Origin of the sequence: Amycolatopsis sp. NPDC058986, from assembly GCF_042741125.1 — a bacterium.
Classification (GTDB): Bacteria; Actinomycetota; Actinomycetes; order Mycobacteriales; family Pseudonocardiaceae; genus Amycolatopsis.
Map to the genome: position 1 here is coordinate 242,938 of NZ_JBHYJW010000004.1, position 23,985 is coordinate 266,922.

General features: G+C 68.4%; 27 protein-coding genes. 11 read left to right on the forward strand and 16 right to left on the reverse strand.

Annotation, left to right across the window (positions count from 1 at the left end; genetic code table 11):
- Positions 1-52 precede the first annotated feature (52 nt).
- From ACFW0G_RS06105 to ACFW0G_RS06145, 9 genes are all read right to left on the reverse strand, one after another.
- Complete coding sequence (locus ACFW0G_RS06105) at positions 53-343, reverse strand: hypothetical protein (protein ID WP_378323672.1); 291 nt, start codon at positions 341-343, stop codon at positions 53-55.
- A gap of 63 nt (positions 344-406) precedes the next feature.
- Positions 407-613: a hypothetical protein gene (locus ACFW0G_RS06110; protein ID WP_378323673.1), complete on the reverse strand. Its 207-nt coding sequence runs from the start codon at positions 611-613 to the stop codon at positions 407-409.
- 262 nt (positions 614-875) lie between these two features.
- Entirely contained in the window at positions 876-1,625 is a 750-nt protein-coding gene (locus ACFW0G_RS06115; RefSeq protein ID WP_378323674.1) for a phosphoglyceromutase, read from the reverse strand.
- 548 nt (positions 1,626-2,173) lie between these two features.
- Positions 2,174-3,073 carry a DUF4349 domain-containing protein gene (locus ACFW0G_RS06120; RefSeq protein ID WP_378323675.1) on the reverse strand — a complete coding sequence of 300 codons (900 nt, stop codon included), beginning with the start codon at positions 3,071-3,073 and terminating at the stop codon, positions 2,174-2,176.
- Between the two features lie 66 nt (positions 3,074-3,139).
- Entirely contained in the window at positions 3,140-3,649 is a 510-nt protein-coding gene (locus tag ACFW0G_RS06125) for a YbjN domain-containing protein (protein WP_378323677.1), read from the reverse strand.
- Positions 3,649-4,902, reverse strand: coding sequence for a D-inositol-3-phosphate glycosyltransferase (gene mshA, locus ACFW0G_RS06130; protein WP_378323731.1), 1,254 nt, complete (start codon positions 4,900-4,902; stop codon positions 3,649-3,651). The genes ACFW0G_RS06125 and mshA overlap by 1 nt, the downstream gene beginning before the upstream one ends.
- Before the next feature lie 71 nt (positions 4,903-4,973).
- Positions 4,974-5,801, reverse strand: coding sequence for an alpha/beta fold hydrolase (locus ACFW0G_RS06135; RefSeq protein WP_378323678.1), 828 nt, complete (start codon positions 5,799-5,801; stop codon positions 4,974-4,976).
- Entirely contained in the window at positions 5,802-6,974 is a 1,173-nt protein-coding gene (locus ACFW0G_RS06140) for an Ig-like domain-containing protein (protein ID WP_378323679.1), read from the reverse strand.
- A 166-nt stretch (positions 6,975-7,140) separates the two neighbouring features.
- Complete coding sequence (locus tag ACFW0G_RS06145; protein WP_378323680.1) at positions 7,141-8,202, reverse strand: UDP-N-acetylmuramate dehydrogenase; 1,062 nt, start codon at positions 8,200-8,202, stop codon at positions 7,141-7,143.
- 25 nt (positions 8,203-8,227) lie between these two features.
- Here ACFW0G_RS06145 and ACFW0G_RS06150 point away from each other — a divergent pair, with 25 nt between their 5' ends.
- Complete coding sequence (locus tag ACFW0G_RS06150; protein ID WP_378323681.1) at positions 8,228-8,728, forward strand: DUF2505 domain-containing protein; 501 nt, start codon at positions 8,228-8,230, stop codon at positions 8,726-8,728.
- Positions 8,710-9,516 carry a class I SAM-dependent methyltransferase gene (locus tag ACFW0G_RS06155; RefSeq protein ID WP_378323682.1) on the forward strand — a complete coding sequence of 269 codons (807 nt, stop codon included), beginning with the start codon at positions 8,710-8,712 and terminating at the stop codon, positions 9,514-9,516. The genes ACFW0G_RS06150 and ACFW0G_RS06155 overlap by 19 nt, the downstream gene beginning before the upstream one ends.
- Positions 9,517-9,629: 113 nt before the next feature.
- Here the strand turns inward: ACFW0G_RS06155 and ACFW0G_RS06160 are convergent, their stop codons facing one another.
- Positions 9,630-10,394, reverse strand: a complete 765-nt coding sequence (locus ACFW0G_RS06160; RefSeq protein WP_378323684.1) for a S1 family peptidase — start codon at positions 10,392-10,394, stop codon at positions 9,630-9,632.
- Between the two features lie 233 nt (positions 10,395-10,627).
- Between ACFW0G_RS06160 and ACFW0G_RS06165 the strand changes: the two genes are divergently transcribed.
- Together ACFW0G_RS06165 and purU are read left to right on the forward strand one after the other, a co-directional pair.
- Positions 10,628-11,362 carry a DedA family protein gene (locus ACFW0G_RS06165; protein ID WP_378323685.1) on the forward strand — a complete coding sequence of 245 codons (735 nt, stop codon included), beginning with the start codon at positions 10,628-10,630 and terminating at the stop codon, positions 11,360-11,362.
- A gap of 100 nt (positions 11,363-11,462) precedes the next feature.
- Complete coding sequence (purU, locus tag ACFW0G_RS06170; RefSeq protein ID WP_378323686.1) at positions 11,463-12,338, forward strand: formyltetrahydrofolate deformylase; 876 nt, start codon at positions 11,463-11,465, stop codon at positions 12,336-12,338.
- Positions 12,339-12,363: 25 nt separating this feature from the next.
- Here the strand turns inward: purU and ACFW0G_RS06175 are convergent, their stop codons facing one another.
- Entirely contained in the window at positions 12,364-13,413 is a 1,050-nt protein-coding gene (locus ACFW0G_RS06175) for an NAD(P)-dependent alcohol dehydrogenase (RefSeq protein ID WP_378323688.1), read from the reverse strand.
- A 98-nt stretch (positions 13,414-13,511) separates the two neighbouring features.
- Between ACFW0G_RS06175 and ACFW0G_RS06180 the strand changes: the two genes are divergently transcribed.
- Both ACFW0G_RS06180 and ACFW0G_RS06185 read left to right on the forward strand, forming a co-directional pair.
- A complete protein-coding gene (locus ACFW0G_RS06180; protein WP_378323689.1) occupies positions 13,512-14,114 on the forward strand; it encodes a TetR/AcrR family transcriptional regulator in 603 nt (200 codons plus the stop codon).
- A gap of 9 nt (positions 14,115-14,123) precedes the next feature.
- On the forward strand, positions 14,124-14,765 hold the full coding sequence (locus tag ACFW0G_RS06185; protein WP_378323690.1) for a pyridoxamine 5'-phosphate oxidase family protein: 642 nt from the start codon (positions 14,124-14,126) through the stop codon (positions 14,763-14,765).
- A gap of 14 nt (positions 14,766-14,779) precedes the next feature.
- Here ACFW0G_RS06185 and ACFW0G_RS06190 read toward each other — a convergent pair whose 3' ends face one another.
- The 3 genes from ACFW0G_RS06190 to ACFW0G_RS06200 all read right to left on the reverse strand — a co-directional run bounded on the left by ACFW0G_RS06190 (position 14,780) and on the right by ACFW0G_RS06200 (position 17,397).
- Complete coding sequence (locus tag ACFW0G_RS06190; protein ID WP_378323691.1) at positions 14,780-15,796, reverse strand: NADP-dependent oxidoreductase; 1,017 nt, start codon at positions 15,794-15,796, stop codon at positions 14,780-14,782.
- Positions 15,797-15,908: 112 nt separating this feature from the next.
- Positions 15,909-16,343, reverse strand: coding sequence for an SRPBCC family protein (locus ACFW0G_RS06195; protein WP_378323693.1), 435 nt, complete (start codon positions 16,341-16,343; stop codon positions 15,909-15,911).
- A 142-nt stretch (positions 16,344-16,485) separates the two neighbouring features.
- Positions 16,486-17,397 (reverse strand): ABC transporter substrate-binding protein, encoded by a 912-nt coding sequence (locus tag ACFW0G_RS06200; protein WP_378323694.1) that lies wholly within the window; start codon positions 17,395-17,397, stop codon positions 16,486-16,488.
- A gap of 142 nt (positions 17,398-17,539) precedes the next feature.
- Between ACFW0G_RS06200 and ACFW0G_RS06205 the strand changes: the two genes are divergently transcribed.
- Positions 17,540-18,235: an ABC transporter permease gene (locus ACFW0G_RS06205; RefSeq protein ID WP_378323732.1), complete on the forward strand. Its 696-nt coding sequence runs from the start codon at positions 17,540-17,542 to the stop codon at positions 18,233-18,235.
- Entirely contained in the window at positions 18,232-18,948 is a 717-nt protein-coding gene (locus ACFW0G_RS06210; protein ID WP_378323695.1) for an ABC transporter permease, read from the forward strand. Before ACFW0G_RS06205 ends, ACFW0G_RS06210 begins: the two co-directional genes overlap by 4 nt.
- Before the next feature lie 65 nt (positions 18,949-19,013).
- Here the strand turns inward: ACFW0G_RS06210 and ACFW0G_RS06215 are convergent, their stop codons facing one another.
- The gene (locus tag ACFW0G_RS06215; protein WP_378323696.1) at positions 19,014-20,081 is read right to left on the reverse strand and encodes a transporter; all 1,068 of its coding nucleotides are present in this window, start codon (positions 20,079-20,081) and stop codon (positions 19,014-19,016) included.
- Between the two features lie 457 nt (positions 20,082-20,538).
- On the opposite strand from ACFW0G_RS06215, the gene ACFW0G_RS06220 reads away from it, so the two are divergent.
- From ACFW0G_RS06220 to ACFW0G_RS06230, 3 genes are all read left to right on the forward strand, one after another.
- Positions 20,539-21,372 carry a helix-turn-helix domain-containing protein gene (locus ACFW0G_RS06220; RefSeq protein ID WP_378323697.1) on the forward strand — a complete coding sequence of 278 codons (834 nt, stop codon included), beginning with the start codon at positions 20,539-20,541 and terminating at the stop codon, positions 21,370-21,372.
- 16 nt (positions 21,373-21,388) lie between these two features.
- Positions 21,389-21,571, forward strand: a complete 183-nt coding sequence (locus tag ACFW0G_RS06225) for a DUF397 domain-containing protein (protein WP_378323699.1) — start codon at positions 21,389-21,391, stop codon at positions 21,569-21,571.
- A gap of 630 nt (positions 21,572-22,201) precedes the next feature.
- Positions 22,202-23,080, forward strand: coding sequence for a GNAT family N-acetyltransferase (locus tag ACFW0G_RS06230; protein ID WP_378323700.1), 879 nt, complete (start codon positions 22,202-22,204; stop codon positions 23,078-23,080).
- Here ACFW0G_RS06230 and ACFW0G_RS06235 read toward each other — a convergent pair.
- Entirely contained in the window at positions 23,032-23,871 is an 840-nt protein-coding gene (locus ACFW0G_RS06235) for an isocitrate lyase/phosphoenolpyruvate mutase family protein (protein ID WP_378323701.1), read from the reverse strand. The two genes, ACFW0G_RS06230 and ACFW0G_RS06235, sit on opposite strands and share 49 nt — an antisense overlap.
- Between the last annotated feature and the right edge of the window lie 114 nt (positions 23,872-23,985).

Genomic DNA, 23,985 nt, shown 5'->3' on the forward strand with positions numbered 1-23,985 from the left:
CACCGCCATTGGCCACGAATTACGAAACCGCCACGGAAGCGGGGCCGGTCATTCAGCAGCCACGGCCGTCGACACTGAGATAGTCACCTCGGCTCCAGCCGACCACCCCGGTCGTGTCGTTGCGGTGGTAGCCCCACCAGTAGCTGCCCACTTTCCGCGCCACCGTGCTGCACTGGCCCTGCCCCTGGTAGCCGAGCCCCTTGACAGTGCCTCCGTCGGGCACCGACCTGATCCGGATGCCCTGGCCGATGTAGTCACCGTGCCAGCCCGCCGAAGCGACACCGGTGCCCAGCAGCAGGAACGCCGACGCGAGCGCTGCCAGCGTGACGAAAAACTTGCGCATCGTACGATCTCCCAATCATCGAGTAGGGATGACCTTTCAGCACCCGGTTTCCACACGACGAATTTACCGGCGGAAACAGGGCACCATTTCGATGCCCGCCGAAAAGCCTCGTCCGGGTCGAACCGGCTCGACGACGAAATCGAGCTTCCCCCTCCCCATTGCACGCCCGAGACGATCAAGCTCACCGGATTCGATGATGCTCGAAAAGAAAATGACGGATCCCTGCGGATCGCCCTTCCCCTTGTCCTGCACATCGGCAGGTATGACCATTCGTCACATCATGACGAAATCCCCTGGAGCCCCTGAGTCGAACAGTGTGAACGGCCATCGGCCACGGAATCGGAAGCCGCGACCGATGTCGACGGTCCATCGATTCCCAATCTACCAACGCCGCCGAGCGCCGGGCAACGACGTCCGGGCGATATCCGGACAGTTCACCCTTTCAGCGCACGGGGGACAAAAAACGGCCGGCCGATTCGGGCACGAATGCCAGAAATCGACCGGCCGTCGGAAATTTTCCGGCGATATACCGTCAGCGTCCCTGGTTGGCGACGGCGGCCGCGGCCTCCTTGGCGGCGTCCGGGTCGAGGTACTCGCCACCCGGCTTGACCGGCTTCAGGTCCTCGGTCAGGTCATAGCGCAGCGGGATGCCGGTCGGGATGTTCAGGCCCGCGATGTCCGCGTCCGAGATGCCGTCGAGGTGCTTCACCAGCGCGCGCAGCGAGTTGCCGTGCGCGGCGACGAGCACGGTCCGGCCCGCCCGCAGGTCCGGCACGATCGCGGTCTCCCAGTACGGCAGCAGCCGCGCCACGACGTCCTTGAGGCACTCGGTCAGCGGCGCCGCGTCGCCGAGGCCGGCGTAGCGCGGGTCGCCCGCCTGGCTGAACTCGTCCGCCGGGTCGATCTCCGGCGGCGGGGTGTCGTACGAGCGGCGCCAGAGCATGAACTGCTCCTCGCCGAACTCGTCGAGGGTCTGCTTCTTGTTCTTGCCCTGCAGCGCGCCGTAGTGCCGCTCGTTGAGCCGCCAGTCGCGCCTGACCGGGATCCAGTGCCGGTCGGCGGCGTCGAGCGCGATGTTCGCGGTCGAGATCGCGCGCCGCAGCAGCGAGGTGTGCACGACGTCCGGGAGCAGCCCGGAGCCTGCCAGCAGCTGCCCGCCCTTGCGGGCCTCGCCCTCGCCCTGCTCCGACAGCGGCACGTCGACCCAGCCGGTGAACAGGTTTTCCGCGTTCCACGTGCTCTGCCCGTGTCGCAGCAGCACCAGCGTCCCAAGTTCGGCCATGCCCACAGCCTGCCAGAACCCTTCCGCGCGCCCGCCGCGAGGCCGGGTTGCCGGGCCGGCTTGAACGGTGTTCTACACAGAGTGCGTTACCGATGAGTAACACTTTCACCCGACCAGAAGGCCGACTGTCAACAAGCGCGAAAAAAGGTGCAATGCACTCCACTCCGTTATCCCCGGTAGGAAAGTTCACTCGAACGGAGTAACCAGTAGTCTTGTGATTACTGGTCGACATCTGACAGGTTTGGCTACGTCCTACTCGGCCGGATTCCACGCACTCCCCGGCCGGAGTCGGGTACGACCGCGGCTCGTCTCCCCCCTGCCGAGCCGCGGCCCGCCAGGCCCCGTTGGCATCCCCCTCGTCACCGGGTCCACCGAGGCGGGAACTTCAGCGGGACGGCTCGAGATCGCGACTCCCCCCTCCCTCGAGCCGTTCCGCTGACCGGCTTCGCCTAGTCGGAAACCTGGCGGTTTCCTCCCGGTGTCCCGTTTCGTAGTGGGGGCCGAGCCCCCACACCCCCACGGTGCGTCCGGTGCCGGACCCAGCGTGGTTACGTCGTCGCGTCCGGGACCGTCTCGGCAGTCACCTTGGCTTCGCGGCGGCGTTTGCGGAGCCAGAGGAGCACCGCGACCGCGGGGACGCCCAAGACGAGCAGGAAGGGGGCCATGGCGCCGACGACGGTGAGCAGGCCGCCGCCGAAGACCAGGAAGGCGTGCCAGCCGCCCGCCAGGCCGCCCAGGAAGCCGCTCGGCCCCTCGGGCGCGGGGGCAGGAGGCGGCGTGCCCTCGGAGACCGTCAGCGTGATCGTGGACATCGCTACGCTGCCCGCCAGCGAGTTGCGACGCTGCTCCAGAGACTCCAGATCCGCCTCCCGGCGCGTCAGCTCGGTCTCCACCGCCGAGATCTCCGTGACCGACGTCGCCTTCGCCAGCAGCGCCCGCATCCGCTCGACACTCGCCCGCTGCGTCGCGAGCCGGGCCTCGACGTCGACGGTCTGCTCGGTGACGTCCTGGGTGTTCAGCTCGCGCTTGACGGTCTTCCCCAGCCCGGCCAGCTCGTCCAGTACCCCGTCGAGCTTCTCGGCGGGCACGGCGAGACTCAGCGTCGCGTGCGTGCCGCCGCTGCTCTCCTGCCCGGTGTAGCCGCCGGCGGCCTGCGAGACCTGACGTGCGCGCCCGATGACGTCGGCCACCTTCGGCGTGCTCAGTTCGAGCCGCGCGGTGCGCACCAGCTTCCGGTCGCTGACGCCCGGCTGGCCGACCGGCACCGGCGCCCCGCTCTTGCCCTTGTCCGGCTGCGGCGCCTTGCCCTGCTCCACCGGCGCGGAGTTGCCCGAGCCCGCGCTGTCGGCACGCATCGGCGCCGCGCTTTCCTTCGCCCCGTTCGTGCATCCCGCGAGCACCAGCGCCAGCCCGGCCGCCGCGAGCGCCGCTCTCCACCTGGTCCGCATCCGTGTTCTCCCTCCAGTCATGGCGGGAGGACGAACGGGACGATCAGCGCGGTTGCACGCGCCTGGTCACGAGTCGGTCAAGCCAGGCTCGTGCGGTTTCGCGGGTTCGACCAGATGCCGGAACGCCTGGAGGTTCGCCAGCGACTCGCCACGCGAGACCCGCCAGTCCCATTCACGCTTGATCGACGTCGCGAACCCGAGCTCCAGCAGGATGTTGAAATCGCCGTCGGCGGCCTCGACGACCTGGCCGAGAATCTTGTCCAATTCGGACTCGGTGACCGTGTCGATGCCGAACCGGCCGACCAGGTAGATGTCCCCCATACTGTCCACTGTGTAGTGAACCCCGTACAGTTTCGCGTTGCGCTGCAACAGAAAACGGTAAACGTCCTCATGCGACTCGTCGGGACGGCGGCAGACGAACGCCTCCACCGAGAACGCGTGGTCACCCTCGACGAGCCAGCAGTTCGTCTGGAGCTTCTTGGTTCCGGGCAGTGTCACGAAGTACTTGCCGGGACCCCGCCGGTCGTACTTCAGCTCCGCGGCGTCCAAAGTGGACTTGATGACGGCGTCGAGCATCAGACGGCAACCTCCGAACGTAGTTCCAGCGCCCGCCGGAACGCGGTGGTGGCCTGAGCATAGATGTCCAGCAGCGAGTCCGTGGTGCGCCGCCAGGAGAACCGCCGCGCGTGGGTGACCGCGTTCGCCGCCAGCTCCGCCCGGCGCCCCGGCCGCAACGCGACCGACGCCAGCGCGTCCGCCCATTCCGGCGCGCCGTGCGAGGGCACCAGCAGCCCGGACACGCCGTGCGGCACGGCCACCGGCAGCCCGCCGACCTCGGCCGCCACCACCGGCGTCCCGCACGCCTGCGCCTCCAGCGCCACCAACCCGAAGGACTCGTTGTAGCTCGGCACCGCGACGACGTCGGCCGCACGGAAGACGTTCGCCAGCGCCTGCCCCGGCTGCGGCGGCAGGAACGAGACGTGCCGTTCGATCCCCAGCGAGACGGCCAGTTCGCGCAGCGCCTGCGGCTGCTCCAGCCCTGTCCCCGACGGGCCGCCGACGACCAGAACGACCAGCCGTGACGCCACCTCCGGCCGCTTCCGCAGCAGCTCCGCCGCCGCGTGCAGGAGGACGTCCGGCGCCTTGAGCGGCTGGATGCGCCCGGCGAACGCGAGCACGACGGCGTCCTGCGGCAACCCCAGCGCGGCACGGGCCGCGTATTGCGAGCCCGGCGTGAAGCGGTCGAGATCCACCCCTGGCGGCACCGCGTGCACCATGTCCTGCGGCGCGTCGTACAGCTCGATCAGCTGACGCGCCTCGACCGGTGTGTTCGCCACCAGCCGGTCGGCCTCGGCGACGACCTGCTCCTCGCCGATCACCCGCGTCCGCGGCTCCGGCGTGTCCCCCTCGGCGAGCGCGGCGTTCTTGACCTTCGCGAGCGTGTGCGCGGTGTGCACGAGCGGGACGCCCCAGCGGTCCCGCGCGAGCCAGCCGACCTGGCCGGACAGCCAGTAGTGCGAGTGGATGAGGTCGTAGTAGCCGGGCTCGTGGAACGCCTCGGCCCGCAGCACGCCGGAGGTGAAAGCGCACAGCTGCGCGGGCAGCTCGTCGCGGCCCAGCGGCTCGAACGGCCCCGCCGGGACGTGCCGCACGGTGACCCCCGGCGCCAGCTCGGCCAGCGGCGGCTGGTCCGAGGAGGTGGCCCTGGTGAACACCTCCACCTCGACCCCGCGGCGGGCCATCTCGGTGGCGGTCTGGCTGATGTAGACGTTCATCCCGCCGGCGTCACCGGTGCCGGGCTGTTCCAGCGGAGACGTGTGCACGGACATGACCGCGATCCGGCGCGGCGCAGCACGAAACCCCTGCAGGGAGATGCTCACCTGGTCAACTCCTGTGGTATCTACCGGTGCTGTGGCTGTTCTCCGGAGAACTGCCGAAGCACGGAGTTGAATTCCTCCGCTGACTCGACGAACGGCAGATGCCCCGCGTCAACGAACCAACGCAGAACGGCCCCCGGAATCTTCCCGGCGGCGTATTCCGCGGCCGCGGGGGCAACCACCCGGTCGTTCGTCCCGTGCACGATGAGGCAGGGCTTGTCGATCGCGGCCAGCACCTCCGCGCTGTCGACGTCGCGGCGGAACATCGCGGACCGCACCGACGGCGACACGCTCAGGCAGCTGCCGAGCAGGGCCTGCGCCAGCGGTCCGGGAACCGGTTTCGCCGCCATGGCCTTGCTGAACTCGATCAGCGCGGGCACCGCGACGTCCGGATCCTCCGAGAGCACCGCCGGGATCGCCGCGCGCATCGCGTCGCCGATCCGGCCGCCCTCGTGCCCCTTGCCGATCTCGGTGAGCGCCCCGGCCAGCACGATGCCACCGATGCGTGCGGAACCGTGCACGCGCAGGTAGTCCGTGATGACGAGCCCGCCGTAGGACCAGCCGACCACGATCGGGTCCGGACCGGCGAACTCCAGCACCGCGGCCAGGTCGTCGGCCCACACCCGCGGGTCGTCGTAGCCCTGCTTGGGCGTGTCGGACGCGCCGTGGCCGCGCAGGTCCATCGCGATGAGCCGGAACTGCCCGGCCAGCGCGGGATCCGCGAACTGCGACGCCCAGACACGGGACGACTGCGCCCAGCCGTGCACGAGGACGAGCGGTCGCGCGTGCCGCGCGCCGCCCACGGACAGGCCGATTCTGGCGCCGTCGGCGCCGGTGACTTCGGTACGCACTTACTTGACCGCCGAGAAGGACTTCCAGGTGCCCCAGTCGTAGAGCCAGTCGTTGACGTCGGACTGCGTCTGCTTCCCGAGCTTCGAGCCGGTGACCTCGACCGGGTCGCCGATCAGCGCCGAGGAGAAGTACTCCTTGGCGTCCGCGTCGAGCAGGTTCACGCAGCCGTGCGAGTTGTTGGTCTTGCCGATCGCGGCCGCGTTGTCCTGGTTCTCGTGGATGAACTCGCCGTGGTTGGAGAACCGGCACGCCCACTTCTTGTTGACGTTCGTGTAGCCGTAGCGGGCGTTGTCGAAGACGGCGTGTTCCTTTTTCTCCATGATGATGTAGGTGCCGAGCGGGGTGTTGCGCTCGACGTCGGAGTCCAGCCCGTTGCTGCACGGGTAGCTCTTGACCTTGGCCCCGTCGCGGTAGACGTTCATCTGGTGGTCCGGGGTGTTGATCTTGACGACCTGGTTGCGGCCGATCTTGAACTTCGTGGTGACGTCGGACTTCCCGTACACCCCGCCGCCGAGGTCGACGCCGTACAGCTTCGCCTCGACGTCGACCGTGATGTTGGCGGGCCAGTACTCCTTGGGCCGGTAGTCGACCTGCGTGTCGGAAAGCCAGCCCCACGCGCCCTCGACCTGCTTGTCGGTCTTGACGGTGAGCGCCTTTTCGACCGCGACCCGATCCTTCACCGGGGAGTCGAACTTGACGCTGATCGGCATCGCGACGCCGACCTGGGCGTCGTCGATCGGGTTGAGCGTCGCCCGGTTCTGGCTCGCGGGCTTCAGCGTGGTGAAGGCCCCCTTGAGCTCGGCGACCTTGTTGTCGCTGCCGGTGGCCTTCGCGGCGTAGGTGTAGGTCTTGCCGTAGCCGAGCGGCTCGGCGCTGGTCCAGCTCAGCCCGTCGCTGGCGAGCTCGCCCTTGACCTGCTTGCCACCGTCACCGGTGAGCGAAACCTCGGTGAGCTTCCCTTCGGTGACCTTCACCACAACCGGCGTCGCGACGGGTGCGTCCTTGGCGTCGACGGCGGGTACGGCGGTGATCTTCGCCTTCGGCTGCGCCGGCGCGGACGGCTGTCCCCCATTGCCGCCACTGCCTCCGTTGTCCTCCCCCGAACACGCGGCGACGATGACCGTGGCCCCTGCGGCCAGTGCGGCCTTGAACACCATGCGGCGATCCAACACTTACAACCTCCCGCTTGCCCCCTCGCCGACCGGCAGCCTCCACGCTCTCAACGTCGGCGACGGGTTCGACGTTACCTGCCGACCCGCAAGGTCACCCAGGCCCACTACCTGTGTAGACGCCCGTGCGGGGAACGGGTTGCCAGTGTTCAGGAGCACAAAACCCGGTTCACAGTGCGCAGTTGATGAGCAACGGCTCTGGGTGCAGCGTCACACCGAAGCGGTCGCGGACGCCGTCGCGGACCTCGCGGGCCAGTGCGAGCAGGTCCTCGGTACGGGCCTCGCCGCGGTTGGTCAGCGCGAGCGTGTGCTTGGTCGAGAGCGAAACGCGTCCGCCCGGCCCGGGATGTCCCTTCGTGAATCCGGCGCGTTCGATCAGCCAGGCCGCCGACAGCTTGACGCCGCCGTCCGCCGGATACCGCGGGACCTTCACCTCGGCGCCCACGACGCCGCCGATCCGCGCCAGCACGGCGTCGGCTTCGGCGGCGGGAAGGATCGGGTTGGTGAAGAACGAGCCCGCGCTCCACGTGTCGTGGTCGGCCGGGTCGAGCACCATTCCCTTGCCACGCCTCAGGTTCAGCACGGCCTCCCGCGCGTCGGCGGCCGGGACGAGAGCACCGCTCTCGACGTTGAGCACCCGTGCCAGTTCGGCGTACCGGATCGGCGCGGAAAGACCGTCCTCACGGATCTCGAAGCGGACGGTGAGCACCACTCCCGCGTCGGTGCCCTTGAGCACGCTGGTGCGGTAGGCGAAGCCGAGTTCGTCGGCCTTGACCGTGCGGACCTCGCCGGTGGCGCGGTCGTAGAGGTCGACCGAGACGATCGATTCGGCGACCTCGCAGCCGTAGGCGCCGACGTTCTGGATCGGCGTCGCGCCGACCGAGCCCGGGATGCCGGACAGGCATTCGAGCCCGCCGAGCCCCTCTGCGACGAGCGCGGCGACGAACTCGTCCCAGTTCTGCCCGGCGGCGACCTCGACGATCTTCCCGTCGCGGCTCCAGCCGGTGGTGGCGATCTCGATGAGCGTGCCGTCGAACCCGGCGTCGCCGACGACGAGGTTGGAACCGCCGCCGAGCAGCAGCACCGGCTCACCCGCGGCGTCGGCCTCGCGGACGGCGTCGACGAGGCCGGCGCTGGTCACGGCGGTGACGTACCGGCGGGCGGGGCCGCCGAGGCGCAGCGTGGTGTGGGCGGCGAGGTGCGTCGCGGCGGGAGTTTCGGCAGGCTTCACGCTCCCAAACGGTACTGTCCGGCTCATGGGATCTCGGATCGAGCACCGCGCAGAGTTCTCCGACGACGTCGCCGACGTGCTGGCGGCGGTCGCCGGGGAGGACGCGCTGGCGGCACGGCTGGAGCGGCTGGGCGGCGACGGCGCGGCGCTGCTCGCGTACTCCTGGTCGGACGACGACGAGATCTCCTACGAACTGCGCCAGGGCATCAGCGCCGAGCGGCTCCCCCAGGCCGTGCGGGCGCTGCACAAGGGCGACCTGGTGGTGCACCGGACCCAGACCTGGCGGCCGGACGGCGACGACTACACCGGCGAGGCGACCGTCGAGGTCGGTGGCGTGCCGGGCGAGATCACCGCGCGGACGTCGCTCGCGGTGTCGGGCGACCGTGTCGTGCTGCTGACCCGCGGCGAGGTGACGGTGCGGATCCCGCTGTTCGGCGCGAAGCTGGAGAGCGTGATCGCCGAGCAGGTGACGAAGCTGCTCGAGCGCGAGGGGGAATTCACCGCGAAGTGGCTGGCCGACCACTGAAACCCGGCGCGCTCGTCGGCGCGCCGACCCGGGGCACCACGAACCCGAACCGCCTGCGGCGTGTCGACCGCTGGCTGGCCGGTGACCCCGCTGTCGCGGCGTTGTTGCGTCGTGCGCCGGACCCGCTCGTCGTCGATCTCGGCTACGGCGCTTCGCCGGTGACGACGGTCGAGCTGGCGCGCTGGCTGCGTTCGGTGCGTCCGGATGTCCGGGTTCTGGGGTTGGAGCTGGACCCGGTGCGGGTGACTTTCGCGCAGCGGGCGGCCGATCCGCCGCGGCTGGAGTTCCGGCGGGGCGGGTTCGAACTGGCCGGGACGCGGCCGGTGCTGGTGCGCGCCTTCAATGTCCTGCGGCAGTACGCGGAGGACGAGGTCGCGGACGCGTGGTCGCTGATGCTCTCGCGGATCGCGCCGGGCGGATTGCTCGTCGAGGGCACGTGCGACGAGATCGGACGACTGTCCACATGGGTCACCGTGAACGCTTCCGGCCCGGTTTCGCTGACGTTGTCGCTCCGGCTGGATGCCCTCGATCAACCGTCCACAGTGGCCGAACGCCTGCCGAAGATCCTGATCCACCGCAATGTTCCCGGCGAGCGGGTGCACGCGTTCTTGTCCACTTTGGATGCCTGCTGGGCGGCAGCTGCACCGCTGCGGTCGTTCGGTGTGCGGGCCCGATGGCTGGAAACCGTGCGGATGCTCGCGGCGCGGGGCTGGCCGGTGCTCGGCCGCCCCGCGCGCTGGCGCCTCGGCGAACTCACCGTCCCCTGGGACAGTGTCGCCCCCGTGTGAGCGTTCCGACGGGGTTCAAACGCCCCAATGTGGCATTGGGTGCGTTGGACGCAGCGAACGCCACATTGGGGCGCATGGCCCCGCGCAACGGAAACCCGCGAGATATCCCGGACTCAGCCGATCTCTGAGGCGATCCACTGGGCGAGCACGTCCACGCGAGACGTCGTCTCGGGCGTGGCGTGCGGGCAGTCCGGGCCGTCGCTTTCGACCGACACGAGCGTGCCCGCCTTGGTTCCCTTCGCCACGAAGTACGGGGCGCCCGAGTCGTACGAGCAAGCGCTGGTGTCGTTCGCGGGCGCGACACCGACGACGCCCACCGTGGAGTCGGCCACCGCGTTCACCTTGAGCTCGCCGAGGTTCAGGTGCGTGGACGGCTTGGGGTCGACCGACGACGTCGCGCCCCACCCGGCGAGGACCACCTTTTCGCCGACGGTCGGCGCCTCGTTGCCGATCGCGAGCGGGCGGATGCCGGTCACCGGGCGGTCCAGCTTCCCGAGCGAGATGTCGTTCACGTCCGTCTGCCGGACCTCGACGACGTTGCGGACTTCGCCGCCCTTGTCGGCGAGGTCGACCTTGCCGAGCGTCGCCGTCGTCGGATACGGCACCGGCCCGCTGACCCGGGTGCCGTTGACGTCGTGGAAGCAGTGGCCCGCGGTGATGACCCACTGCGGCGCGACGAGCGCGCCCGAACACGCGCTGTCGCGCGTGCCGCCGTCCGGCTTCGGGATCTTGGTCATCGTGAACTTGACGCTGAACGGGTAGGCGCCGGCGGGCGCGGGCCGTCCGTTGGCCACCGCGTCGGCGGGCGACGCGACCAGCACGCCGGCGGCCGCCACGACGGCACCGACAGAAAGGGTTTTCTTCAAGAGGCTACGCATGCGTTCTTCTTCCCCGAATTGGCAAAGGGCCCCGGCGCGCTGGAAGGAGCAAGCCTCCGGTGACGGCCCTGTGGCGATCCGAACCTAGGGCAGGTTCTCTTTGTTGATCAAGCGCTTCGGCGCTTTCTGCCCTCGCGTCGAACGCGTTTTGCCCCCGATCCGGGAAAGTGCTGTTCATCCCGTGCACCCCGCTGCGTCACCCAGGGGCGACCTGGAGTGATCACGATGGACGGGTGACCCTGCTCGCCCAGATCACCGAGCTGCTGCGCGGCACCCTCGGCTCCCCATGGCTGTGGGCGCTGGTGTTCGCCGTGTCCGCGCTGGACGCGCTGCTGCCGTTCATGCCCAGCGAGACCACGGTGATCACGGTCGCGGTGCTCATCGGCCCCGACCCCGGACGGCTCGCCGCACTCGCCGTCGTCGCGGCCGCCGGTGCCCTGGCAGGCGACTGCCTCGGCTACGCCGTCGGCCGGGCCGCGGGACCACACGTCATCGCGCGGATGCAACGCGGCCCGTCCGGACGTCGCCGCTACGCCTGGGCACGGGTACAGGTCCGGCGGCACGGGGTGCTGCTGATCATGGCCGCTCGCTACCTGCCGGGCGGACGCGTCGCGAGCGCGCTCGCCAACGGCAGTCTCGGCTATCCGTTCGCCCGCTTCGCCGCGCTCGACGCCGCCGGCGCGACCCTCTGGTCGATCTACAGCGCGCTGATCGGTGCCGTCGGCGGCGCGGCCTTCGCCGACGAACCGGCCAAAGGTCTGCTGCTGTCCTTCTCCCTCGGCCTCGGCCTGGTCGCCGCGATCGAAGGCGGACGGCGCCTGCGGCTGCGCGCGCTACGGTCGGCGCAGGCGAACACCGCGGCTGCTCGAAACGCTCGGCGTCCAAGCCTCCGTCCCGATGCGGCCGACGAGTCCGGCGTGCCTGGCGACGGTGCGCTCACCATTCATTGCCCCGACCGCGAATCCTGAGAACTGGACGGTCCCGTCCGAACCGCGCCGAAACCATCGGCGACGTCACACTCACCGAGCCCCGCACAGCGCCGTGACCAGCACCGGAGACAATGGACGCGTGTCCGCTCCCGAACGCCGCTACGTCATCACCTTCGGCTGCCCCGACCGCACCGGCATCATCGCCCGGATCTCCGGGTTCCTCGCCGAGCACGGTGGTTGGATCGTCGAGGCCGCCTACCACACCGACCCCGACACAGGCTGGTTCTTCACGCGCCAGGTCGTCCGCGCGGACTCACTGCCCTTCGACGCCGCTGAGCTGCGCGCTCGCTTCGGTGAAGTCGCGGCGTCACTGTCGGCGGACTCGAACTGGCAGGTCAGCGACACCGGGGAGCGGCGCCGCGCGGTCGTGCTGGTCTCGAAGGCCGGGCACTGCCTGTACGACCTGCTCGGCCGCGTCGCCTCCGGCGAGCTGGACGTCGACATCGCCGCAGTGATCGGCAACCACGCCTCGCTGGGCGACATCACCCGCGCGCACGGCATCCCGTTCCACCACGTGCGCTTCCCGAGCGGCGATCCGGAGGGCAAGGCCGAGGCGTTCGAGCAGGTCCGCAAGCTCGTCGGCGAGCACGACCCGCACGCGGTGGTGCTGGCCCGGTTCATGCAGATCCTGCCCGCCGAGCTGTGCCGCGAATGGGCGGGCCGGGCGATCAACATCCACCACAGCTTCCTGCCGTCGTTCATCGGCGCGAAGCCGTACCACCAGGCACACACCCGGGGCGTGAAGCTGGTCGGCGCGACCTGCCACTACGTGACGGCCGACCTCGACGCGGGCCCGATCATCGAGCAGGACGTGATCCGCGTCGACCACGGCGACTCGGTCGAGGACATGGTCCGCAAGGGCCGCGACATCGAGAAGGTCACGCTGGCGCGCGGGCTGCGGTGGCACCTGGAGAACCGCGTGCTGGTGCACGGCAACCGCACCGTGGTGTTCTGACGCGGTTGCCGCGCACCCTGCGGCCTCACGCCCCGATGGTCGAGGCGTCGATGACGAACCGGTAGCGCACGTCGGAGTTCTCGACGCGCTCGTAGGCCTCGTTGACCTTGTCGGCCGAGATGGTCTCGATCTCCGCTCCGATGCCGTGCTCGGCGCAGAAGTCCAGCATCTCCTGCGTCTCGGCGATCCCGCCGATCATCGACCCGGCCAGCACCTTGTTGCCGCCGAGCAGCGAGAACGCGTTGTACGACAGCGGCTCGCCGGGCGCGCCGACGTTCACCATCGCGCCACCGACGCGCAGCAGGCTCAGGTACGCGTCCACCGGCAGCTTCGCCGACACGGTGTTCAGGATGACGTCGAACTTGCCCCTCAGCACCTCGAACGTCGACTCGTCGCTGGTCGCGTAGTACGAAGAAGCGCCGAGCTTGAGGCCGTCCTCCTGCTTCTTGAGGCTCTGGCTCAGCACCGTCACCTCGGCGCCCATCGCGGCGGCGATCTTGACGGCCATGTGCCCGAGACCGCCGAGGCCGATCACGGCGACCTTCTTGCCCGGTCCGGCGCCCCACTGGCGCAGCGGCGAGTAGGTGGTGATGCCCGCGCAGAGCAGCGGCGCGGCGACGTCGAGGCTGATGCCCTCCGGAACCCGGCAGACGAAGGCGTCCTTCACGACGATCTGGTTGCTGTAGCCGCCGTAGGTGTTCTCGCCGTCGAAGCCGACGCCGTTGTACGTCTGGATGTTGCCCTTGACGCAGAACTGCTCGGTGCCGGCGCGGCAGTACTCGCACTCGCCGCAGGAGTCGACCATGCAGCCGACGCCGACGCGGTCGCCGACCTGGTACTTCGTGACGTCCGAGCCGACCGCGGCGACGACGCCGGCGATCTCGTGGCCGGGCACCATCGGGAAGATCGCCTGGCCCCAGTCCTCCTTGGCCTGGTGGATGTCGCTGTGACAGATGCCCGCGTAGGCGATGTCGATCAGCACGTCGTTCGGACGCAGGTCCCGGCGCTCGATGGTGGTCGGGGCGAGCGGCGCGCCCGGCGCCGGAGCGGCGATGGCGTGCGTCGTCGTGCTCATGGAACCCTCCAAGGTGAGTACTGTTGCGATGGGGCCTCCTTGTAAGAGCCCTCTTACATGCTGACGTAAGAGGCCTCTTACAATTCCGAACGAAAGATGTGATCCAGGTCATGGGCGGGAAGTACCACCACGGCGACCTCCGCGCCGAGCTCATACGCGTCTCACTGGACCTGATCGCCGAGCAGGGCCTCGCCGGGTTCTCCGTCGCGCAGGTCGCGAAGCGGGCGAAGGTCAGCCCCGGCGCGCCCTACCGGCACTTCCCGACGCGCGAGAGCCTGCTCGCCGAGGTCGCCTGCCACATCGCCTGCCAGCTGGCCGACCGTGTCGCCGACGCAATCGCCGCCCACGACGACCCGGTGGACGCGCTGGCCGCCGCCGCGGGCGCGTACACGCGGTACCTGATCGAGCGCCGGGCCGGGATGCACATCATCTACGCCGACGGGCTCCACGAATCCGGCAACGAGGAGCTGATCGAACAGACCCGGCGGCTGACCGACCAGTTCCTGATGCTGTGCCTGACCGTCGCCCCCGACCCGCCGACGGCGCTGGAACTGATGGAGCAGCTGTTCACGCAGGCCCACGGCTACGGCACGTTCCACCTCGACGGCGTCTTCGTGAAGCACGGCTACTCGGTGGACCTGACCGTGCGGAAGTCCGCCGAAGCCGCGCGGATGGCGATCGCGGGCCGGATGGCGCGCTAGCTTGGGTGCATGGGGACTACGAACGCGACACTCGACGCCACGGTCATCGACTCCCTCGACGCGCTGCGCGAACTGCTCGGCGAAGCGAAGGAAACCACCCAGCGCAAGATCATCGACCGGATCGACGAGCACGCCAGGACGCTGATCGCCCACTCGCCGTTCGTGCTCCTCGCGACGTCGGCGCCGGACGGCAGCTGCGACGTCTCACCGCGCGGCGACCCGGCGGGTTCGGTGCTGGTGCTGGACGACAAGACGCTGGTACTCGCGGACCGGCCGGGCAACAAGCTCATCGACAGCTTCCGGAACATCCTCGGCAACCCGCACGCCGGACTGCTGTTCATCGTGCCGGGAATGAACGAGACGCTGCGTGTCAACGGCCGCGCCACGCTGGTGTCCGACGCGCCGTTCTTCGACGACCTGGTGGTTCAGGGCAAGCGCCCGAAGCTGGCCGTGGTGATCGAGGTCGAGCAGCTGTACATGCACTGCGCCAAGGCGTTCCTGCGCGGGTCGCTGTGGAAGCCGGAGACCTGGCCGGAGCGCACGACGCTGCCGACGCTGGGCACGATCCTGCGGGACCAGCTGAAGCTCGACGCCTCCGCCGAGTCCCTCGACGAGGGCCTCGACCACCGCGCCCTCCACGAGCAGTACTAGCACGACCCGAATGCTCACTCGGCGATGCGGACCAGCATTTTGCCGGTGTTGGCGCCCGACAGCAGGCCGAGGAACGCGTCCGGCGCGTTGCGGATACCGTCCACAAAGGTCTCCGAGTACTTGATCTGCCCGGAAGCGACCAGCGGCGCGACCTCGGCGACGAACTGTTCCTGCAGCCCGAAGTGGTCCAGCACCAGCAGGCCACGCATGGTGAACCGCTTGGCGATGATCTGCGCGAGGTTGCGCGGCGCCGGGGTCGGCTCGGTCGCGTTGTACTGCGAGATCATCCCGCACACCGCGATGCGCCCGTGCAGGTTGATGACGTCGATCGCGGCTTCGAGGTGTTCGCCGCCGACGTTGTCGAAGTAGACGTCGATGCCTTCCGGCGCCGCGGCGCGCAGCTGCTCGACGACCGGGCCGTCCTTGTAGTTGAACGCGGCGTCGAAGCCCAGCTCCTCGACGAGATAGCGGACCTTCTCCGCGGAACCCGCCGAGCCGATGACCCGCTTCGCGCCCTTCAGCTTCGCGAGCTGGCCGACCAGCGAACCGACCGCGCCCGCCGCGCCGGACACGAACACCGTGTCGCCTGCCTTGAACTCGGCGGACTCCAGCAACCCGGAATACGCCGTCAGGCCGGGCATGCCCAGCACACCCAGGTACGTCGACAGCGGCGCGACCGACGCGTCCACCTTCACCGCGTGCTTGGCGTCCACGACGGCGTGCGTGCGCCAGCCGTACTGGTGCAGCACGTGGTCACCCGGTTTGAAAGCGTCCACAGTGGACTCGACGACCTCGCCGACGGCGCCGCCGGTCATGGCCTTCCCGACCTCGAACGGCGGCGCGTAGGACTTCACGTCCCGCATGCGGCCGCGCATCGCCGGGTCGACGCTCATCACGAGGTTGCGCACCAGGATCTGTCCCTCGCCGGGGGACGGGATCTCGGTGTCCACGATCTCGAAGTTGTCGAACGCGGGGACACCGTGCGGACGCGAGGCGAGCCGGATCTCGGTCGCCTGAGTGGGAGCGTTCACCGTCGAACTCCTAAGGCCTGAGGGTCAAGCGGGGCGGACGCCCCGATTACCTCCGGTCCAACGAGTCAACCGGGGCGTACATTCCGATTGTGGCGACCGCTACACGATCCAGCTACACGATCTCGGCGAGCTTCGCGAGCACGCCGTCGTAGATGCGCTGCAAACCACCGGGCGCGAACGTCTTCTCGAAGAAGCCGCCGATGCCGCCGGCACCGTCCCAGCTGGTCTGGATGCGCACGACGCTGCGCTCGCCCGCCTCGGTGACCGTCCACGTGGTGACCATGCTGGAGTTCGCGTCGGTCTCGACCAGCGTGCCGGGCTTCGGCTCGGTCACCGTCGCCGCGACGTTCCGCACCCGCTTCGACGTCGCCTGCAGCTTCCAGCTCGCCTGGGTGCCCGCGCCGACGCCGCCCTCGGTGACCTCGTAGTCGCGGTAGTGCTCGGTGAGCAGCTTGGGGCGTGTTTCGGCGTAGTCCGCGACGAGCTCGCGCACCTTCTCGGCAGGCGCGTCGATCGTCCGTTCCGCGGTGGCCGTGACCTTACCCATCGCACTCCTCACTCCAGATTTACGGCGGTGCCAACGTCACCCTTGCACACCCGTCCCAGAACGCAATGAACGGACCATTCATCGTGAATTTCACGACGAACGGCCCGTTCATTTTCCGTGAGCGGCGCCACTTCCGCAGCGGCTAGATGCCCTGCTTCGAAAGCCAGTCCTTCGCGACGTCGCCCGCCTGCTCACCGTCGGCGTCGACCCGCTTGTTCAGCTCGCGCATGGCGTCGGTGCTGAGCTTCGCGCTTACCGCGTTGACGACGTTCGCGAAATCGGCACCGCGCTCGTCGAGCACCTTCTTGTTCACCGCGGGCACGACGTTCTCGGTCGGCACGATGGTCAGATCGTCCTTCAGCGCGACGAACTGCGAGTCACCCACGAGCGGGCTCACCGAGTCGACCGGGATCACCGTGACGGCGCCCGATTTGAGCTGTTCGACCCGGGGCCCGGCCTCCTGCACGGTCTGGAACGTGGCGTTCAGCTTGTACGTCTCGGTGAAACCGCGGAAGCACGGCAACCGCTTCTCACACTCCGGCGGACCGGCCAGGACGACCTTGTCCAGCTTCTTCAGGTCGCTGATCGACGCGATGCCCTTCGACTTCGCGACGTCGGCTTTCACGATGTAGGTGTTCTTGTTCTCGGCGGGCGCGTAGTTCAGCAGCTTGACGCCCGCGGGCTCGAACAGCTTCGCGAGCTGGTCGTGCTCGGCGGCCGAGTCCTTGGCCGCGGTCGCGCCGAACCCGGTCGAGATGGCCGCGCCCTGGTACTCCGGGATGAACTGCAGCTCGCCGGACTTCAGCGACGGGTAGATCAGCTCCCGCGAGCCCAGGTTGAGCTTGCGGCTCACCGGATAGCCCTTGGCCTCCAGCGCGTGGGCGTAGATTTCGGACAGCACCAGGCTGTCGGTGAAGTTGAAGGACGCGACGACGATCGGCGCGCCGCCCTTGCTCGGTGCGGACGGCTGGTCGCTGCCACCCCCACAGGCGGTCACGCCGAGCGCGGCGGCGGCCAGCACCGCGGCGACCCGGGTTACTCGTGTCCAGCGCACGTGCACACTCCTCAATCACTCGAACAGAGGATTCGAACCTAGCTCCGGGCACCGACAGAAACCACATACTGGGAGCAGTTGCGGGAGAATTCTCACGAAGCGGAATTTCCCGACCCGAACGGGGTAAGGTCGGCCGGTGCTCGTGTCTTCCGTGGCCCCGTTCGCGGCCGAGGGCGGGCGGCCGATCTTCGAATGGCGCTGGGTCGAGCGCAACGCGGACGCCATCGTCACGCGCCTGGCCGAACACGTCTCGCTGACCGCCGCCGCGCTCGGCATCGGTCTCGTCGTCTCGCTCGCGCTTTCCGTCGTGTCACTGCGTTACCGGTGGTTCTACTCGGTGACGCTCGGTACCACCGGCGCGCTGTACGTCATCCCCAGCCTCGGCGCTTTCGCCGTGCTGGCACCGATTTTCGGGATCCTGTCGTACGCCACCGTGGTGATCCCGCTGGCGACGTACACGTTGCTGATCCTCATCCGCAACATCGTGACCGGCGTCGACCAGGTACCCAAGGAGGTCCGCGAAGCCGCGATCGGCATGGGCTTCACGCGATCGCGACTGTTGTGGCAGGTGGAACTCCCGCTCGCGCTGCCCGTGGTGATCGCCGGGCTGCGCGTCGCGGCGGTGACGACGATCGGGCTCGTCACCGTCACCTCGATCCTCGGCAAGGGCGGGCTCGGGTACTTCATCCTCGCGGGGATCAGGACGACGATCCCGAACCCGACGCCGATCATCGTCGGCATCGTGCTTTCGGTGGCGCTCGCGGTCGCCGTCGACCTGCTGCTGTGGCTGAGCGAGCGCGCGCTGGCGCCGTGGGCACGGAAGGTGCGGGCCCGATGACCATCCTCGACCAGCTGAACCACTGGCTCGCCGAACCGGACCGCTGGAGCTGGACGGTCCGCGCCGGAATCCCCTACCGGACCTTGGAACACCTGCGGTTCTCACTGCTGGCACTGGCGATCGCCGCGGTGCTGACGATCCCGCTCGGCGCGTGGCTCGCGCACTACCGGCGCGCGCCGTTCCTGGCGACCAGCGCGATGAACATCAGTCGCGCGATCCCCAGTTTCGGGCTCATCATCCTGTTCTGGTTCCTCGCGAGCCGCTGGGGCGCGGACACGCGGTTCTGGCCGCTGCTGCTCGCGCTCGTCGCATTGGCTTTGCCGCCGCTGTTCACGAACACGTATGCGGGTGTCGTGGCGCTGGAACAGGACGTCGTCGACGCCGCACGCGGAACGGGTTACCGCGAGTGGCAGATCATGCTGCGCTTGGAACTTCCGCTGGCGTCGCCTGTCATCCTCGCGGGCGCTCGGGTGTCGTTCCTCCAGCTGATCGCCACCGTCGCGATCGGCGCCATCGTGAACGACGGCGGCGGGCTCGGTCGGTACATTGTGGACGGTTTCGCGCAGGGCGTGTCCGGCCGCGGCGAGATCCTCGGCGGTGCGATCGCTGTCATCGTGCTCGCGCTTCTCTGCGAAGGCGTCTTCACGCTGCTTCAGCGCTTCGCCACTCCGCGCGGTCTCGCACTCCAGAACGCTTCGCGGTCCCAGAGCTGACTGGTGGTCCGTGAATGCCACATTGAGGGACTCAGAGTCCCTCAATGTGGCATTCACGGACCGTTCTAGTCGGGGATCAGGATCCAGTATTGGTCACCGTCGAGGATGTGGTTCTCGTAGGTGAAGCGGTCGATAGCAACGTTGAGCAGCCGCGAGGCGTCCGAGAGGACCGGCTGAACGGCATAGCCCTGACCGTGCGGGGTGTTCGGCGGCTTCGCGTTCGCACCTTGCGTGGTGCTGTTGAACGGATACGCGAAGCAGTCGTTGGTCTTCCCGTCCGGACGGTCACGGTAGCCCGGACCCCAGTGCTCGGCACAGGACTGTTCGGCCCGCGTCCGGTTGGCGTCCTGAGCCGCCTTGTTGTGATAAAGCCGCGTCAGCGGGGGCTTCCTGAGCCCGCTGTTCCAATGAAACCGACCTGGCACGAAGTCGCCCTGGGTGAGCCCGGGATAAGTCGACCGGTAGTTGTGCATCGCCTGAGTGATCAACGAAGCCGCGTCCTTGATCGAGGAATCGTTGGTGTCGAGCAGGAACTTGGCGATCACCGGGAAGACGCAGTCGCTGCCCAGCACGTACGAGGCGGAGAGCTTCCGCCCGACGTCGCATCGGAACGTGACCTTGAGCGGCGTGTCCTCCACGCGTTCGGTGTCATCCGGGTCCACGACGAAGAAATGGCGGGTGTGGAGATACGACGTGCGTTTCTCGGCTTGGATCCGCGGATTGTCGGCAGGGTTCGGCGCGTCCTCGCCGTGCATGGTGAGCACCTGGAAGTCGATGGGCTCGTCCTTCCATTCGGCGATACTCTTGTCCATTTCGGTATCCGGCTCGTCGCAGTACGCGGTACCCTTGTTCACTTTTTCGCAGGACATTCCGATACCAAGCTGTGTACTGTCCGGGACGCCGTTGTAATGAATGTCGTAAAGCTTGTGCATCACGACGGCACGCCGCTGTTCGGGCTGCATGTTGAAGATCACGGTGACGCGCGCGCTCGCGCTGCCGATGATCGGGCAGTCCGCCTCCGGGCAGGCGTAACGCTGGTAGCGCAGGTTGGTCATCTTGCACGCGGCGAGCCGGTTCTTCACCACGTATCCGTTTCCAGCGCGCGGATCGGGATGGCATTCGTCGAAGCTCACCGGCTCCGGCGTGTTCGACTGCCAGGCCTTCGTGGTGACCTCGTCTTCGGGGACCGCCGGCGCGTCCGGCTGGATCGCCAGCGCGGCCGGAAGCTTGCGAAGATCCTGGTCGAGTGGAATGTTCATCGTGGCCGGGAATTCCCGGAGAATCCCCACCGCGTGCTTGGCCTTGACCGGAGCGGCCTGCGCGATACCGGTGAGCGAGACAGCCGTAAGTATCGCGAATGACAGACTGAGGGCAGTACACACCCGTCTTCGTAAACGCATTTTCTCCCCATTCACGCTGCGAAACGTGCCTCCAACCTGACCACGTTATCGGGCAGTTTCACCCAGGTCACTCCAGCGAGTGGACGGACCGCGTTGGTTCCGGCGGCCACCCGATCGGGCGGTGGGATTCTCACTTCGCGGATTCGCACCCTACGATCCGTGCGCAAACGGCTCCGAGGGGTGACAACGAGTGACTAGCAAGCCCAATCCGCGAAAACGGCTGCTCGGCCGCAAGCTCCTGCGGCTGCGGGAGGACACCGGGATGACACAGGCAGAGGCCGGTGAACCACTGCGCTTCAGCACGAGCAAGCTGAGCCGCATCGAACTCGGCCATCTGCCGAAGTACAACGAGTTCCTGGCGCTGCTCGACCGCTACGGCGTCATCGTCTCCGACTACGACGACTGGGTCCGCCAGTACGACCGCGCCTTCGAGAAGGGCTGGTGGCACGCCTACGGCCTGAACGACAAGGGCTACGTCTCTCTGGAGGCCGACGCCGATGAGGTTCGCACCTACGAGCTGAGCTACCCGCCGGGGCTTCTCCAGACTGAGTCGTGGATGCGCACGGCCTTCTCCAGCGCGAGGGTGCCGCTGCCGCCGCGCAAGCAGGACGCCGAGGTCGCCGTCCGCTTGCGGCGGCAGGTCCGGCTCACCGAGGATCCTCCCTTGATCTTGCACGCGATCATCGATGAGTCTGTTCTTCATCGGCCGGACCTGCCGCCCGCTGAGATGCGGGCGCAGTTGGGGCACATGATCGAATGCGCCGCTCTTCCGAACATCACGTTGCAGGTCATCCCCATCGATATCGGCATTCACGCCGGTCGGAACGGCGGCTTCACCGTGCTGAGCTATCCCAAGCTCGGTGAGCCGGACGTCGCCTTTATCGAGCACGGTTTCGGCGCCATGCAGTTTGAGAAGGAGCATGAGGTCAAGCCTGCTAGGCTGGTTTTCAACCACCTCATGGATGTGGCCTTCGACGAGGAGGACTCGATCCGGCTGATCCGGCAGGTGATCACCGAGCTGTGATACGGAGTGGCGAGCCGTGAACCTGATCGAAGTTCAGTGGCGCAAAAGCAGCTACAGCTCCGGCGACGGCGCCAAGGGCAACTGCGTCGAGGTTGCCTTCTTCCCCGGTCTCGTAGGTGTCCGCGACTCGAAAGCTCCGGCCGCAGGTGCACTCGCCGTCTCTCCGAAGGCATGGCGACACCTCGTCGACGGCCTGTGAGCGTGACATCGAACCCCTCGCCCAAGCGATAGCCCAGCTCGACTCGGCCGATCCCGCCGAGCGGCTCGCGGGCGTCCACGCCATCGCGGAACTCGCCCAGGAACGCCTCGGCGAAGGACGCGAAGCGTGTCTCGACCACCTTCGCGCCTACCTCCGCCGACCCCACGACCGAACCCCCGCCGAAGTCGCCATCCGCGACACGATCCGCCGCCACCTCGGCCCCTCCGGAAGCTGACGTCCCGAACGCTCCGTTGGCGACGCTGTACCTGGATTGACGCGAAGGTGTCGTGCGCCACACAGCCACAGTGTCCTTTGTGGACCGTGATGCTGCGAAGGGGTCGTTCGGTGCGTTGGATGCCATGAAGGGCCCCTTTACAGCCTTCGACCCTGCTGCGGAACGAGGCGGCTCCCCTTCCAGGAATCCCCCATCGCACGATGGTCACCGGTTGCGCTGAAGGACGCCTTCAGTGCGTTGAGTGCGCTGAAGGCGTCCTTCAGCACGGCCAGTGCACCGAAGGCGTCCTTCAGTGCACTGGCCGCGTCGCGCTGTCAAGACATGAGCTGCCGCCACGCCCACCCCGTCCGTGAAATTGGGTGGCCCCGGGCGCGGAGGCATCGCAGGATGGGCCCATGCGACGACAGTTCGGCGGGGCCGACGATCTCCGCTCCATGCAGGAGCTGACACGGCGCATCTGGTCCCCGGAAAGTTCCGTCCACATCGGCGATCTTCCCTGGCAGCGCTACCAGTGCACCGGCCGCGAAGCCGAATGGCCGACCGCGATCTGGGCCGAGAACGACACCACCCTCGCCTGGGGCTGGGTGACGCTCCCCGGCGAACTCATGCTCCAAGTCGACCCGTCCCGGCCCGAACTCGCCGCCGAAGTCCTCGCCTGGTTCGCCGAGGTCGCCACCTCACCCACGCTGACCGTCACGATCGTCGACGCCGAGAAACACGTGAGCACTGCTCTCGAAACGGACGGGTACTCTCGCGAAGAGAGAGCAGTGTTCGAGACCTATATGTCACGCGACCTCGACGACCTGCCGGAACCTGTTGTGCCACAAGGGTTTCACCTCCACCCCTGCACTGCTGACGATCTCGCGCGGCGCGTCGCGGTGCACCAGGCCGTCTGGCATCCGTCGCGGGTCACCGAGGAGAGCTACGCGAACGTCATGCGTGCCTGGCCGTATCGCGCGGATCTGGACTGGGTCGTCGAGGCACCCGACGGCGATTTCGCCGCGCAGTGCCTGATCTGGCTCGACGATCACAACGGCGCGGGCGAACTCGAACCCGTCGGTACCGACCCGCGCTATCGGGGCAAGGGCCTCGGCCGCGCGGTCTGCCTCGCGGCGTTGCACGCGCTGCGCGCGGCCGGCGCCCACCAGGCCGTGGTCTACCCGGTGATCGGCCACCCGAAGTCGGTGGGCGCCGTGCCGCTCTACCAGTCGCTGGGCTTCCGGGCTCACGCCCGTTCGGCGACCTGGGTCAAGCGCCGGTTGACGGCCCCGTAATCGACTCCACCGGCGGTGCTTTCGTACGTGCCCTTCGTGAGCAGCTCAGTCGTCGCGCGCGCCGCGACGGCATAGGCCGCTTGGGCGATCGCCCCGCCGAGGCTGACGCGGACAGCCCCGGCTTCGGCGAAGTCCGCGACCGACGGCGCGCCGGGGAAGGCCATCACCGCCACCGGCAACGGCCCCGCGACGAGCTTGGCGATCGCGTCGAGATCCAGTAGCCCCGGCACGAACAGACTGTCCGCACCCGCCTTGGCATACCGGTACGCGCGGTCCAGCGCCGCGTCGACCCGGACGTCGAGAGAACCTTCTCCCGCAAGGAAAAGGTCGGTCCTGGCGTTGATCCACAGCTTGACGCCGAGACGTTCCGCGGCGGCGCGGGCGGCCGCGAGCCGTTCGGCCTGCTCGGCGGGTTCGAGCAGGGTGGCACCGATGCGGTCCTCGATGTTCACGCCGACAGCGCCCGCCTTGACCACGGCCTCGGTCGTCGCGGCGAGATCCTCGGGAGCGGGGCCGTATCCGGCTTCGATGTCGGCGGAAACCGGGATCCCGGCCACCGCCGTGATGCGTTCGACGACTCCGGCGGCGCGCTCCGCACCGAGGTCGGCGGCGTCGGGAACACCGAGCGACCAGGCGACTCCGGCGCTGGTGGTCGCGATCGCCGGGGCACCGGCGTCGGCGATGACGGCCGCCGACGCGGCGTCCCACGCATTCGGCAGCAACAGCGGTTCGACCGGCCGGTGCAGCGCCGCGAACGTTGCGGCGTAGCGGTTCTGTGTTTCGAGGTCCATGTCCCGTTCTTTCGACGTGCCTGCGGGGAAAGCTCGCACCGGCACCCCCAGCGCCGGTGACGAAACCCAGCATTCCGTCGGCACCGCACCGAGTCCGGCCGTATCCGGACATGA

Bases quoted from the DNA above. Each gene is read 5' to 3' on its own strand.
- ACFW0G_RS06185 (WP_378323690.1), top strand. From the start codon at position 14,124: ATGGGGACTACGAACGCGACACTCGACGCCACGGTCATCGACTCCCTC.
- ACFW0G_RS06120 (WP_378323675.1), bottom strand. From the start codon at position 3,073: ATGCGGACCAGGTGGAGAGCGGCGCTCGCGGCGGCCGGGCTGGCGCTG.
- ACFW0G_RS06105 (WP_378323672.1), bottom strand. From the start codon at position 343: ATGCGCAAGTTTTTCGTCACGCTGGCAGCGCTCGCGTCGGCGTTCCTG.
- ACFW0G_RS06195 (WP_378323693.1), bottom strand. From the start codon at position 16,343: ATGGGTAAGGTCACGGCCACCGCGGAACGGACGATCGACGCGCCTGCC.
- ACFW0G_RS06125 (WP_378323677.1), bottom strand. From the start codon at position 3,649: ATGCTCGACGCCGTCATCAAGTCCACTTTGGACGCCGCGGAGCTGAAG.
- ACFW0G_RS06110 (WP_378323673.1), bottom strand. From the start codon at position 613: ATGGTCATACCTGCCGATGTGCAGGACAAGGGGAAGGGCGATCCGCAG.
- ACFW0G_RS06175 (WP_378323688.1), bottom strand. From the start codon at position 13,413: ATGAGCACGACGACGCACGCCATCGCCGCTCCGGCGCCGGGCGCGCCG.
- mshA (WP_378323731.1), bottom strand. From the start codon at position 4,902: ATGTCCGTGCACACGTCTCCGCTGGAACAGCCCGGCACCGGTGACGCC.
- ACFW0G_RS06115 (WP_378323674.1), bottom strand. From the start codon at position 1,625: ATGGCCGAACTTGGGACGCTGGTGCTGCTGCGACACGGGCAGAGCACG.
- ACFW0G_RS06235 (WP_378323701.1), bottom strand. From the start codon at position 23,871: ATGGACCTCGAAACACAGAACCGCTACGCCGCAACGTTCGCGGCGCTG.
- ACFW0G_RS06160 (WP_378323684.1), bottom strand. From the start codon at position 10,394: ATGCGTAGCCTCTTGAAGAAAACCCTTTCTGTCGGTGCCGTCGTGGCG.
- ACFW0G_RS06230 (WP_378323700.1), top strand. From the start codon at position 22,202: ATGCGACGACAGTTCGGCGGGGCCGACGATCTCCGCTCCATGCAGGAG.
- ACFW0G_RS06150 (WP_378323681.1), top strand. From the start codon at position 8,228: ATGGGATCTCGGATCGAGCACCGCGCAGAGTTCTCCGACGACGTCGCC.
- ACFW0G_RS06210 (WP_378323695.1), top strand. From the start codon at position 18,232: ATGACCATCCTCGACCAGCTGAACCACTGGCTCGCCGAACCGGACCGC.